Origin of the sequence: Meiothermus rufus DSM 22234, from assembly GCF_000423425.1 — a bacterium.
In the GTDB taxonomy this organism is placed as follows: domain Bacteria; phylum Deinococcota; class Deinococci; order Deinococcales; family Thermaceae; genus Meiothermus; species Meiothermus rufus.
In genome coordinates this window covers 1-12,047 of record NZ_AUHY01000019.1, presented here as the reverse complement: position 1 = coordinate 12,047, position 12,047 = coordinate 1, and the positions used below count along the sequence as shown (strand labels likewise).

Sequence of the window (12,047 nt, the reverse complement as noted above, 5' to 3'; positions counted from 1 at the left end):
AGAGGGGGCAACCATGTCTGAGGTGCTGATTCAAGAAGCCTGGGGCGACCACGAAGCCCTGTTGATCAAGCCGCCCAAGAGCCGGGGGCGGGTGCCGCCGCCGGTGCCGGCCCAGGCGTTGGTTGCGGGGGGGTTCCGGCTGGAGTACGGCGGCGTTCTGCCCGAGCTGCACTTCCGCTACGAGACCTATGGCCACCTGAACCAGCAGCGCAGCAACGCGGTGCTGGTCTTTCACGCCTGGACCGGCTCGGCCCACCTGGCCGGCACCTACACCCGCGAGACCCTCTCCCGCCTGCCCCGGCTCGACCAGGCCTTCGGGCCCGACGGCTGGTGGGACGAGCTAGCCGGGCCGGGGCGGATGTTGGATACCGACAAATACTTCGTCATCTGCGCCAACCACATCGGAAGCTGCTATGGCTCGACGGGCCCCCTTTCCTTGAACCCTGAGACCGGGCGGCCCTACGGCCCCGACTTTCCCAAACTCACCGTGCGCGATCTGGCCCGGGCCCAGGCCAAGCTCCTGGATTTCTTGGGCATCGAGAAGGTGACCCTGCTGGGGGGTAGCCTGGGGGGAATGGTGGCCCTGGAGTTCGCCCTGCTCTTCCCCGAGCGGGTGCAGAAGCTGGTGGTGCTGGCAGCCCCTGCGGTGCACAGCCCCTGGGCCAGAGCCTTCAACCGCCTCTCGCGCGAGGCGGTGCTGGCTGACCCAGCCTACCAAGGAGGGCACTATACCCAGCAGCCTTTGGGCCTCCAGTTGGCCCGGGCCATCGCCATGCTCTCCTTCCGCTCGCCCGAGTCTTTTCGCCTACGCTGGCAGCAACACCCTGAGCGTGGGGAAAGCTACGTGCTGTATCAGGGGGAGAAGTTTGCCCGCCGCTTCGATGCCAATGCCTATCTGGTGCTCTCCGAGGCCATGGACACCCACGATGTTGGGCGGGGCCGGGGAGGGGTAGAGGCCGCCTTGCGCCGGCTGCGCGCCCTACCCAGCATGTTTGTGGGTATTGACTCCGACGTGCTCTACACCGCACAGGAGGTGCGGGAGATGGCCCTTTTGAGTGGGGGAATCTACCGCGAAATTAAAAGCCCCCACGGCCACGACGCCTTCCTCATTGAGACCGACCAGGTCGAGCGTATTCTGGGCGATTTCCTCTAGGCCCAGGCCTTCCCCGCTGGAATGGGTATGGCTTTGGGCAGGCTGGCTTGTATCCGTCACAGGGGTAGGTCAAGTTTGCATGCTAGACTGAGCCTGTTATGGTTGAGCCTGCCGTCGCCCTCTTTGGGGGGGCCTACGAGGAGGCCTCGCGGGTCCTCGAGGAACTTTTGCGCGAGAGCGGGGCCCGCTACGCCTTGCTGCTGGATCGGAAGGGGTTTGTGCTGGCCCACAAGGAGGCCCTATGGGCCCCCCGGCCCCCGGCTTTGGACTCCCTAGCCACCCTGATCGCAGGCAACGCGGCAGCAACCCAGGCCCTGGCCAAGATGTTAGGCGAACCCCGCTTCAACGAGCTATTGCACCAGGGCAGCGCCTTTGGCCTATATGTGGAAGAGGTGGGCGAGCTGGCTTTGCTGGTGGTTATCTTCGACAACACTGCCCCGGTGGGACGGGTTAAGCTTTACGGCAAGCGGGCCGCCCAGGCCCTCGAGCCCATCACCAAAGACGCGGTGGTCAACCCTGGCCAGGTAGGCATCGACAGCGAGTACCGCGACGGGGCCAGTGCCCTTCTGGATGAACTATTCGGTAACTGATTATGAGCACGATCAACTTTGCTGCCAGGGAGATCAACTTCAAAATCGTCTACTACGGGCCCGGTATGTCGGGTAAGACCACCAACCTCAAGTGGGTTTTTCAGCAGGTGCCGGAAAACCGCAAAGGGGAGATGGTCTCGCTGGCTACCGAGGACGAGCGCACCCTGTTTTTCGATTTTCTTCCGGTGGACCTGGGCGAGGTCAAAGGCTTTAAGACCCGTTTTCACCTATACACTGTGCCGGGACAGGTCTTCTACAATGCCAGTCGGAAGCTCATTTTGCGGGGGGTGGACGGCATTGTCTTTGTGGCCGACTCGGCTCCCAACCGCCTAAGGGCCAATGCCGAGTCTATGCGCAACCTGCGCGAGAACTTGGCCGAGTATGGCATCAAGCTCGAGGATATTCCCATCGTGTTGCAGGCCAACAAGCGCGACGTCCCCGAGGCCTTGCCAGTGGAGATGATTCAGGCGGTTATAGACCCCGAGAAACGGCTGCCCATCTTCGAGGCGGTGGCTACCACCGGGGTGGGGGTTTTCGAGACTCTAAAGGCGGTAAGCCGCGAGGTGCTTTCCCGGGTGGCCTCGGCGGGGTAGCCGCCAGCCCTCCTTGGGTATGCTAGGGGGGCTATGAAAACCACACCGCTTCACCCAGCGCACCTGGCCCTCGGGGCCCGGATGGGGCCTTTTGCTGGCTTTGAGATGCCTATCCAGTACACCTCCATTACCTCCGAGCACCTGGCGGTACGAGGGTGGGTGGGCTTGTTTGACGTGAGCCACATGGGGGAGTTCTGGATCCGGGGGCCCCAGGCGCTGGCGTTTTTGCAGTTTGCCACCCTCAACGACGTTTCCCGGCTTAAGGTGGGTCGGGCCCAGTACTCCATGCTGCCCAACGCCCAGGGAGGGGTGGTGGACGATATTTACCTCTACCGTACCGGCGAGGAGGAGTACCTGATGGTGGTCAACGCTGCCAACATCGAGAAGGACTGGGCCCACCTCCAGGCTCTGGCCGAGGGCTTTAGGGTAAGCCTCGAGGACGCCTCCGACTTCTTCGCGCTGCTGGCCGTGCAGGGGCCGCGGGCGGTGGCTACGCTGCAAAAGCTCTGCGAGGTTGAGCTGGAAAACCGCAAGAAGAACGATACCTTCATGGGCCGGCTGGTGGGCAAATGGGTGCGTTTTGCCCGCACTGGCTACACCGGTGAGGACGGCTACGAGATTTTTGTAGCCCCTGACGAGGTGGGTGCGGTTTGGCAGGCCCTGCTGGATGCGGGAGCGACCCCTTGCGGCCTAGGGGCACGGGATACCCTGCGCCTGGAGGCGGGCTTCCCCCTGTATGGGCACGAGCTAACCGACCAGACCAACCCGCTTTGCACCCCGTTGGCCTGGGTGGTTAAGACGCAAAAGGATTTTTACGGCAAGGGGGCCTTGCTTGAAGCCCCCTGTCCCCGCCGCTTGGTGGGTTTACTGGTCGAAGGAGGGGTACCGCGCGAGGGCTACCGGGTGTGGCAGGGGGAGCGGGAAGTGGGGGTGCTGACCTCGGGTACCCACTCGCCGGTGCTGAAGAAGGGGATTGCTATGGCCTATGTGGACTCGAGCCTAGCCACCTTGGGCACCTCGCTCGAGGTGGAGATTCGCAGCCGGCGGACGGAGGCTAAAGTAGTAGAGATGCCTTTTATCCGCTCCTCTGCCTAAAAGGCTGAAAGCCTCTGGGCGCGGAAGCCCTTTAGCGATAAACTGGCCCCCATGAACTACCCGACAGAGCTCAAGTACAGCAAAACGCACGAATGGGTTCGGCTGGAAGGGGATATGGCCGTGGTGGGCATCACCGATTATGCCCAGGACGCTTTGGGGGACGTGGTCTTCGTCGAGCTGCCCCAGGTGGGCCGGCGTGTGGAGGCGGGGGCAGCGGTGGCGGTGGTGGAGTCGGTCAAAACCGCTTCCGACATCTACGCACCTTTGGCGGGGGAGGTGCTCGAGGTCAACACCGCTCTGGCCGACAAACCCGAGCTTATCAACCAGTCGCCCTACGGGGAGGGTTGGATTTTCAAGCTGCGGGTCGATCCGGCGGCAACCACAAGCCTTCTTTCGGCAGCGGAGTACCAGGCCTTGGCGGAAAGCGCCTAGGCCCCCTTTTTCCTAGGGCCTGGCCTGCCCTATGATGAAGAAAATAGGAGCGCCGCCGAAGGGAGAGACTGGCCCGGCCAGCGCCGAAGGAGCAACCGCCCCGGAAACTCTCAGGCAAAAGGACCTCGGCGGAGCAATCTGGAGAGAGGCCATCCGGCCCGCCGAAGGGATAACACTCTCAGGCAAAAGGACAGATGGGGCCTCAGGAGGCCCCTATGTCTAGCGAAAAACCGTTGACCCAGGACTTTGCCCCTCGGCACATTGGCCCCTCTCCCCAGGAGAGGCAAGCCATGCTGGAGGCGGTGGGGGTGCCTACCCTCGAGGCCCTCATCGAGGAGACCCTACCGGCCTCCATCCGCCAGAGCGAGCCCCTTTCCATCGGCCCGGGCCTAAGCGAGGCGGAGGTGCTGGAACACCTGCGGGCCTTGGCCGCGGAGAACCAGGTGTACACCTCGCTCATCGGGCAAGGCTACTACGGCACCTTTTTGCCCCCCGTCATCCAGCGCAACATCCTGGAAAACCCAGCCTGGTATACCGCCTATACCCCTTACCAGCCTGAGATCAGCCAGGGCCGCCTCGAGGCCTTGCTCAACTTTCAGACCATGGTGGCCGACCTGACCGGCTTGCCGGTAGCCAACGCCTCCTTGCTGGATGAAGCCACTGCCGCTGCCGAGGGCATGGCCGTAGCCCAGCGCGGTTGTAAGGCCCCGCGCACCCGCTTTTTCGCCGACCGCCATCTTCACCCCCAGACCCTGGCGGTACTACAGACCCGGGCCGAGCCATTGGGCTGGGAGGTGGTGGTGGGCGACCCAGAGGCCAGTCTCGAGGTCGAGGGGCTGTTTGGGGCCATCTTCCAGTATCCCGACACCCTGGGCCAGATTCGCGACCTGCGGGGCCCCATCCAGCGGGTCAAAGCCGCAGGGGGCCTGGTGGTGGTGGCGGCTGATCTTTTGGCCCTGACCTTGCTCACGCCGCCGGGCGAGCTGGGGGCCGATATCGCCGTGGGCTCCACCCAGCGCTTTGGGGTTCCCATGGGCTATGGGGGCCCCCACGCTGGCTACATTGCGGTGCGGGAGGAGCTCAAGCGGGCTTTGCCGGGGCGGCTGGTGGGGGTCTCGCTGGACGCCCGGGGCAACCGGGCCTACCGCCTGGCCTTGCAGACCCGCGAGCAGCATATCCGCCGCGAGAAGGCCACCTCCAACATCTGCACCGCGCAGGTGCTTCCCGCGGTGATTGCCTCGATGTATGCAGTCTACCACGGGCCTCAGGGCCTCAGGGCCATTGCCTGGGAGATTCACCGCAAGACCAGCGTGTTGGCCCAGGGCCTGGCCCGGCTGGGGTATGCCCCCCTCAACCCCCACTTCTTCGACACCCTGACTGTGCCCACGGGCTCGAAGACCGAGGCCATCCTGGCTGCGGCCCGGGCTCGCCACATCAACCTGCGCAAGGTGGACGAAGGGCACATCGGCATCGCCTTGGACGAGACCACCACCCCTCAGGTGGTGGAGGCGGTCTGGGCCGCTTTCGGCGGGGCCATGGCCTTTGCCGAATTCACACCCCAGGCGCACCTACCCACGGCCTTGCGCCGGACCTCGAGCTACCTGACCCACCCGGTCTTCAACCGTTACCACACCGAGACCGAGCTGCTGCGCTACCTGCGCCGCTTGGCCGACCGCGACCTGGCGCTAGACCGGGCCATGATCCCGCTGGGCTCCTGCACCATGAAGCTCAACCCCACCGCGGCCATGCTGCCCATTACCTGGCCCGAGTTTGCCCAGCTGCACCCTTTTGCCCCCCTCGAGCAGGCCCAGGGCTACCAGAAACTCTTTGTCCAGCTCAGCCGCTACCTGGCCGAGATAACCGGCTACGACGCGGTCTCGCTCCAGCCCAACTCGGGCGCCCAGGGGGAGTATGCCGGACTTCTGGCCATCCGGGCCTACCACCGCGCCCGGGGGGAGGCCCAGCGCAACGTTTGCCTGATTCCCTCCTCGGCCCACGGCACCAACCCCGCCTCGGCCCAGATGGCGGGGATGGAGGTGGTGGTGGTGGCCTGCGATGCCCGGGGCTACGTGGATCTGGCCGACCTCGAGGCCAAGGCCCGGCAGTATGCCGACCGGCTGGCTGCGGTGATGGTCACCTACCCCTCCACCCACGGGGTTTTTGAGGAGGAGATTGGCACCCTGTGCGAGATTGTGCACCGCTACGGGGGACAGGTTTACCTGGATGGGGCCAACCTCAACGCCCAGGTGGGTCTGGCCAAGCCTGGCCAGTATGGGGCCGATGTCTCGCACCTCAACCTGCACAAGACCTTCGCCATTCCCCACGGGGGGGGCGGGCCTGGTATGGGGCCGATCGGGGTGAAGAAGCACCTGGCCCCCTTCCTGCCCGGCCACCCCTTTCTGGATGGGGGCACTGCCCCGGTAGGCCCGGTCTCGGCGGCGCCTTTTGGCTCGGCCTCGATTCTGCCCATTTCCTACGCCTATATCCGGCTTTTGGGCAGCGAAGGGCTGAGGCAAGCCAGCCAGGTGGCCATTTTGAACGCCAACTACATCGCCTGCCGCCTCGAGCCCCACTTCCCGGTGCTTTACAAGAACGCTCGAGGGCGGGTAGCCCACGAATGCATCATCGACCTGCGCCCCTTCAAGGCCATAGGCATCACTGCCGAGGACGTGGCCAAGCGGCTCATTGACTTTGGCTTCCACGCCCCTACCATGAGCTTCCCGGTGCCCGGTACCCTGATGATCGAGCCCACCGAGTCGGAGTCGAAGGCCGAACTCGACCGTTTTATTGCGGCCATGATCGCCATCCGGGAAGAGATCGCCCAGATAGAGCGGGGCCAGCTCAAAGCCGAGGAAAGCCCCCTGCACCACGCGCCGCACACCGTGCTCGACCTGGCGGATGAGAACTGGCCGCGCAAGTACACCCGGGCCCAGGGCTGCTTCCCGGCGGGCCAGAGCCCTCTGGATAAGTACTGGAGCCCGGTCAACCGGGTGGATAACGTCTACGGCGACCGCCATCTGGTCTGCACCTGCCCCCCGCTGGAGGAGTACGCCCAGGCGGCAGATTGAGGCCTTTCGCGCCGAATTTTGGCCCCATCCTGACTTTGTGAGGGTGGGGTTTAGAGGTGAGTGAGATGGGGCGTCTCGAGGATGAGCTGGGGCTTGAAGCGCACCACGTCCGCCGAGACGAAGTGCAGGGGAATGCCATTCCAGCTTTGGGGGAGTTTTCGCGGGTCGGCTCCGTGTAGGTGGCCGTACACCACGCAGGTAGGCCGGTAGCGTTCGATAAGTTCGGTGAAACCGGTAGGGCCACCGGTAGGGCCGTAAGGGGGGTAGTGCATGGCCAGCACCAGGTGTTCGTAGTCCTGGCCCTCGAGGGTCTTGAGGGAGAGGGCTAAGCGTTCGACCTCGCGCTTGTAGATTTTTTCGTCCGCGGGGGTAAAGCCGTAGCTGCCTGGGGTGTCCCAGCCTCGGCTGCCTGCGATGGCCAGGTTGCCTATTAGGAGGGAATCGTGTTGCAGGGCGTGCATCCGGGGAGGCAAGGCCTGGCGCAGCCGGGAAATGGAAGGCCACCAGTAGTCGTGGTTGCCCCGCAAAAGCACCTTGGTGCCGGGTAGCTGGGCCAGGTCGGCTAGGTCCAGCAGCGCCTCAGGTAGCTTCATGGCCCAGGAGATGTCCCCCGCCACGATGACCAGATCGTCCTCACCCACGGTTTGGCGCCATTCCTCAAATACCGCCTCAGGATGCCCCTCCCATTCCGGCCCAAAGATGTTCATAGGCTTGGGAAAGGCTTTGGATAGGTGGATGTCGGCAATGGCAAAAACGCGCATGGGCTTCCTTGGGGCTTCCGCAAGGGGTGGGCAGCCGTGTCTAGTGTCTCGGCTTAGGCCGAAAGCGTCAAGGGGTGGGCTTTGTGACAGAATGGGGGCATGGACGCCGAGGCCCTGTTTCGCTATGCCCTGCGTCTTTTAAGCGCTAGGGCTTACACCAAATGGGGCTTGCGGCAGAAGCTGGCCCGGCGCGGGCCCCCGCCGGTGGTGGAGGAGGTGGTAGGACGGCTCCGGCGCTTGGGCTACCTAGATGACCGAAGCTATGCCCAAGGGTACGCCCGGTTGCATGCGGGGCGCTGGGGGCCAGCCCGGCTAGGCCGAGCCTTGCGAGAGAAGGGGGTTCCCTCCGCCATCGTGGAGGAGGTGCTGGCCGAACAAGCCGCCCAGCACGACCCCGTAGGGGAGGCTCAGGCCTTGCTCAAGCGCTACCCCAGCCGCCACAAAGGCGATAGAGTCCGGGCGGTTCGCTTTCTGCTCAACCGGGGCTATACCCTGGAGCAAGCCCTCGAGGCCTGGAAGGCCCACTGCGCCGAGGGGGACACGTAGGCTTCACACCCATGCCCCGCCCCGCATCAGCGGCTCGGCCCGCCCATCGGCGGTAAGCCCGTCTACATCGAGGTGTTCTGAGCCGATCATCCAGTCAATGTGGATCAGGCTTTGGTTGGCCCCCCTGGCAGCCAGCTCCTCGGAGCTGAGCTGGCCGCCGCCGTGAAGGCACTCGCGGTAGGCCTGGCCAAACGCGATGTGGCTGGCGGCGTTCTCGTCGAAGAGGGTGTTGTAGAACAGGAGGCCCATCTGAGCGATGGGGGAGGAGTGGGGCACCAAGGCCACCTCGCCCAAGCGGCGGGCTCCCTCGTCGGTTTCCAGCGCCCGGTTGAGCACATCGGCCCCACGCCGGGCTTTGGCCTCCACCACGCGCCCCTTTTCAAAGCGCACCTCGATATCCTCTATGAGGCTGCCCTGGTAGGAAAGCGGCTTGGTGCTGCGTACATACCCTTCGACGCGGTCTTTGTGCGGGGCAGTGAAGACCTCTTCGGTGGGGATATTGGGGTTGAAGACCACCCCGTTTTTGGCCTGTACGCTGCCTCCGCCCCAGCGGTGGCCCTCAGCCAGGCCGACCACTAGGTCGGTACCAGGGCCTTTGAAATGCAAAGCGGCGTAGCGCTTTTGGTTGAGGTAGTCTACCCGGCTTTGCAAAGCCTGGTTGTGGGCCTTCCAGGTACTTACCGGGTCGGGGGTATCCAGCCTCGAGGCCTTGAAAATAGCCTCCCACAGCTTTTCTACCGCGACTGGCTCGGGGTCGTGGGGGAAGACCTGACGGGCCCAGGCCGGGCTGGCATAGGCCACGATGCTCCAGTTGATGTGGTGGCTGGTAATGAGCTCCAAGGCCCGTTGGTAGGCCTGGGCGCGGGCCCGGTTGGCTCGGGCGACCTTCTGGGGGTCCTGGCCGCTGAGGAGGGCAGGGTCGTTGCCCACGATGGCCAGTCGGGCGGCCCCTGCTTCGAAGGCATCGGCCATACCCTCTAAGAGCCAGCGCGGGGCCTGGTCGAAGGAGGCCTCGTGGGCGTGCTGGAAGCGCAGCAGGGTGGCCTCGTCATCTTCATAGAGCAGGGTGACCAAGCTGCTGCCGGCCTTGTAGGCCTGTTCGGTGATCTTGCGGGCCAGTGGGGCGGCCTCGAGGGGGGCCGTCAGGATCAGCTCCTGTCCTTCCCTAAGGCCCAGGCCGATGTGCACCGCTACCTGGGCGAGTTTGTCGAGGAGGGAGTCAGTGTTGTTCACGCTCTAAACTCTAACCCATAATGACTGGATCAACAGGGCTTTTTCCTTGCCTCTTCACCCCGGTGTTTGGCCAGCGTTTATCGGCTTGGCGCGTGGAAGCCACTAAAGGGCTTTCGAAGCTTTTGGGGAGCCTAACCATGTTTTGGGCAAAAAGGGGAAAGCATAGCTCTTTGTGTGGGGCAGGCTACCCAATCTTGACGAGAGGCAACGGGGCTTGCTACCCTGCCCCTAGATGCGCGTGCGAACCCCCCGCAGCTACAAGTGGCACCACCAGCGTTGGTGGCGCAGCCCGGCTCGAGCGCTGTAACCGCAGCGCTTGAGCCTGTACTCGAGGTCGAGTCCTCGAGTTTTTCTTTTGGCAGCGACACTTGGCCTTGATTTGTTCCATACCAAACGAGGAGCCCGATGAACCTACCCCAGTACCCCCTCCCCGATTCCAGAGGCCGCTACGGTGAGTTTGGCGGACGCTACGTACCCGAGACCCTGATTCCGGCCCTAGAAGAGCTCACCGAGGCTTACCTGCACTTCAAAACCGACCCCGCCTTCCTGGCCGAGTACCAGTACTATCTGCGGGAGTACGTGGGCCGGCCCAGCCCCCTCTACTTCGCCGAAAACCTCACCCGTCACCTAGGCGGGGCCAAAATCTACCTCAAGCGCGAGGACCTCAACCACACCGGGGCCCACAAGATCAACAACACCCTGGGCCAGGCCCTTTTGTGCAAGCGCATGGGCAAGAAGCGGGTCATCGCCGAGACCGGGGCCGGCCAGCACGGGGTCTCGGTAGCCACGGTGGCGGCTTTGATGGGACTGGAGTGCGTGGTCTACCAGGGGGCCGAGGACGTGCGACGGCAGGCTTTGAATGTCTTCCGCATGAAGCTGTTGGGGGCCGAGGTGCGCCCGGTGGAAAGCGGCACCCGCACCCTCAAAGACGCCACCAACGAGGCCATTCGGGACTGGGTTACGAATGTACGTGACTCGTTTTACATCATCGGCTCGGTGGTGGGGCCGCACCCCTACCCCATGATGGCCCGCGACTTCCAGAGCATCGTGGGCGAAGAAATCAAGGCCCAGCTCCTGGAAAAGGAGGGGCGCGAGACCCCCGATGTGGTGCTGGCCTGTGTGGGGGGCGGATCCAACGCCATTGGGGTGTTTGCACCGTTTGCCTACCTGGAAAACCGCCCCCGCCTGATCGGGGTGGAGGCCGCCGGGCACGGCCAGGCTTCCGGGATGCACTCGCTTTCCATTGGCGCGGGTCGCAAAGGGGTGCTGCACGGCTCTAAGATGTTCTTGCTCTACGACGACGACGGCCAGATTCGGCCGGCCCACTCGGTCTCGGCGGGCCTCGACTATCCTGGGGTGGGGCCGGAGCACAGCTACTATGCCGAGCAGGGCCTGGCCGAGTACGTGGGCATCACCGATGAGGAGGCCCTCGAGGGCTTCCAGCTCTTGTGCCGCCTGGAGGGCATCATCCCGGCTTTGGAGTCGGCTCACGCCATCGCCTACGCGGCCAAGCTGGCCCCGGAGATGGAACCAGAGCAGGTCATCGTCATCAACCTTTCGGGCCGGGGCGACAAGGACGTGGTCGAGGTGATGCGCTTGCTCGAAGGAGGGGCTTCATGACCACCCAAGAAGCCTTTGCCCAGGCCCACACCCAGGGCCGGGCGGCCCTGATTCCCTACGTGATGGCCGGCTACCCCAGCCGGGGGGCCGACCTGGAGATGGTGCGGCAGGTGCTGCCCTATGCTGATCTGCTCGAGGTGGGCCTGCCCTACTCCGACCCCCTGGGCGATGGCCCGGTGATTCAGCGGGCCTCGGAACAGGCCCTGCGCCAGGGGGTGCGGGTGGCGGATGTGGCCCAGTTCGTGCGGGAAATTCGGGCCCTCACTGACAAACCCCTATTCGTGATGACCTATATCAACCCCGTTCTGGCCATCGGCCCCGAGGCCTTTTTCGAGATGTTCAAAGAGGCCGGGGCCAACGGGCTGATCCTGCCCGACCTGCCCCCCGACGAGGATCCCCTCCTGGTGGCCAAAGCCCAAGCCAGTGGCCTCGAGACCGCTTTCCTGCTAGCCCCTACCTCCACCCTGGCCCGCATCCAGAAGGTGGTTCCATACTGCAATGGCTTCGTCTACACGGTATCGGTGACTGGGGTGACCGGGGCCCGCGACCGGCTGCCCGATGGGCTGCCGGAGCTGGTGCAGCAGATCCGGCAGTACACCGATGTGCCCGTGGCCATCGGCTTTGGCATCTCCAACCGGGCCACCGCCCAGCAGGCCGCCCAGGCCGCCGATGGGGCGGTGATCGCTAGTGCCCTGATCCGGGCGATGGAGGAGGGGCGGGGGCTGGCATTGGTGCTCGCGGAGGTTCGGGCCGGCCTCGAGCGGTCGATAGGGTTGGGCCGATGAGGTCATGAATGTAGGGATGAACCCGGACAAACACATGTGAGACTCTAAGCTGGGATAAAAAGAGGGGAACCAACCAAGAAAGGAGGTTCCCCAGGTGCAGTTTACCACCGTTGGCCGAGAGATATGGCAAGGCGCTAGACAAGCACAGAGGCTGGCCGAGGCCAAAGCAGG

The 12,047-nt window shown here is 64.3% G+C and carries 11 protein-coding genes and 1 riboswitch; of the genes, 9 read left to right on the top strand and 2 right to left on the bottom strand.

What is annotated here, in order from left to right; translation table 11 throughout:
- The first annotated feature begins 13 nt into the window (after window positions 1–13).
- From metX to gcvP, 6 genes are all read left to right on the top strand, one after another.
- Window positions 14–1,153, top strand: coding sequence for a homoserine O-acetyltransferase MetX (gene metX / locus G552_RS0104780; protein WP_027881994.1), 1,140 nt, complete (start codon window positions 14–16; stop codon window positions 1,151–1,153).
- A 98-nt stretch (window positions 1,154–1,251) separates the two neighbouring features.
- On the top strand, window positions 1,252–1,743 hold the full coding sequence (gene mglB, locus G552_RS0104775) for a GTPase-activating protein MglB (RefSeq protein ID WP_027881993.1): 492 nt from the start codon (window positions 1,252–1,254) through the stop codon (window positions 1,741–1,743).
- Window positions 1,744–1,745: 2 nt separating this feature from the next.
- A complete protein-coding gene (gene mglA / locus G552_RS0104770) occupies window positions 1,746–2,336 on the top strand; it encodes a GTPase MglA (RefSeq protein ID WP_027881992.1) in 591 nt (196 codons plus the stop codon).
- 33 nt (window positions 2,337–2,369) lie between these two features.
- Window positions 2,370–3,431 (top strand): glycine cleavage system aminomethyltransferase GcvT, encoded by a 1,062-nt coding sequence (gcvT, locus tag G552_RS0104765; protein WP_027881991.1) that lies wholly within the window; start codon window positions 2,370–2,372, stop codon window positions 3,429–3,431.
- A 51-nt stretch (window positions 3,432–3,482) separates the two neighbouring features.
- Window positions 3,483–3,863, top strand: coding sequence for a glycine cleavage system protein GcvH (gene gcvH, locus G552_RS0104760; RefSeq protein ID WP_027881990.1), 381 nt, complete (start codon window positions 3,483–3,485; stop codon window positions 3,861–3,863).
- 48 nt (window positions 3,864–3,911) lie between these two features.
- Window positions 3,912–3,999, top strand: a riboswitch (glycine riboswitch).
- A gap of 79 nt (window positions 4,000–4,078) precedes the next feature.
- Entirely contained in the window at window positions 4,079–6,931 is a 2,853-nt protein-coding gene (gene gcvP, locus G552_RS0104755; protein ID WP_027881989.1) for an aminomethyl-transferring glycine dehydrogenase, read from the top strand.
- A 50-nt stretch (window positions 6,932–6,981) separates the two neighbouring features.
- On the opposite strand, the gene G552_RS0104750 is transcribed toward gcvP, so the two are convergent.
- Window positions 6,982–7,692, bottom strand: a complete 711-nt coding sequence (locus G552_RS0104750; RefSeq protein ID WP_027881988.1) for a metallophosphoesterase — start codon at window positions 7,690–7,692, stop codon at window positions 6,982–6,984.
- Between the two features lie 99 nt (window positions 7,693–7,791).
- Between G552_RS0104750 and G552_RS0104745 the strand changes: the two genes are divergently transcribed.
- Entirely contained in the window at window positions 7,792–8,238 is a 447-nt protein-coding gene (locus G552_RS0104745) for a regulatory protein RecX (protein ID WP_027881987.1), read from the top strand.
- 3 nt (window positions 8,239–8,241) lie between these two features.
- Here the strand turns inward: G552_RS0104745 and G552_RS0104740 are convergent, their stop codons facing one another.
- Complete coding sequence (locus tag G552_RS0104740; RefSeq protein WP_027881986.1) at window positions 8,242–9,471, bottom strand: aminopeptidase; 1,230 nt, start codon at window positions 9,469–9,471, stop codon at window positions 8,242–8,244.
- A 405-nt stretch (window positions 9,472–9,876) separates the two neighbouring features.
- Here G552_RS0104740 and trpB point away from each other — a divergent pair, with 405 nt between their 5' ends.
- Complete coding sequence (gene trpB, locus G552_RS0104735) at window positions 9,877–11,091, top strand: tryptophan synthase subunit beta (RefSeq protein ID WP_027881985.1); 1,215 nt, start codon at window positions 9,877–9,879, stop codon at window positions 11,089–11,091.
- Window positions 11,088–11,876, top strand: a complete 789-nt coding sequence (gene trpA / locus G552_RS0104730) for a tryptophan synthase subunit alpha (RefSeq protein ID WP_027881984.1) — start codon at window positions 11,088–11,090, stop codon at window positions 11,874–11,876. Before trpB ends, trpA begins: the two co-directional genes overlap by 4 nt.
- The last annotated feature ends 171 nt before the right edge of the window (window positions 11,877–12,047 follow it).

Excerpts from the sequence above, each read along its gene's own strand:
- metX (WP_027881994.1), top strand. The coding sequence starts at position 14 with ATGTCTGAGGTGCTGATTCAAGAAGCCTGGGGCGACCACGAAGCCCTG.
- mglB (WP_027881993.1), top strand. The coding sequence starts at position 1,252 with ATGGTTGAGCCTGCCGTCGCCCTCTTTGGGGGGGCCTACGAGGAGGCC.
- mglA (WP_027881992.1), top strand. The coding sequence starts at position 1,746 with ATGAGCACGATCAACTTTGCTGCCAGGGAGATCAACTTCAAAATCGTC.
- gcvT (WP_027881991.1), top strand. The coding sequence starts at position 2,370 with ATGAAAACCACACCGCTTCACCCAGCGCACCTGGCCCTCGGGGCCCGG.
- gcvH (WP_027881990.1), top strand. The coding sequence starts at position 3,483 with ATGAACTACCCGACAGAGCTCAAGTACAGCAAAACGCACGAATGGGTT.
- gcvP (WP_027881989.1), top strand. The coding sequence starts at position 4,079 with ATGTCTAGCGAAAAACCGTTGACCCAGGACTTTGCCCCTCGGCACATT.
- G552_RS0104750 (WP_027881988.1), bottom strand. The coding sequence starts at position 7,692 with ATGCGCGTTTTTGCCATTGCCGACATCCACCTATCCAAAGCCTTTCCC.
- G552_RS0104745 (WP_027881987.1), top strand. The coding sequence starts at position 7,792 with ATGGACGCCGAGGCCCTGTTTCGCTATGCCCTGCGTCTTTTAAGCGCT.
- trpB (WP_027881985.1), top strand. The coding sequence starts at position 9,877 with ATGAACCTACCCCAGTACCCCCTCCCCGATTCCAGAGGCCGCTACGGT.
- trpA (WP_027881984.1), top strand. The coding sequence starts at position 11,088 with ATGACCACCCAAGAAGCCTTTGCCCAGGCCCACACCCAGGGCCGGGCG.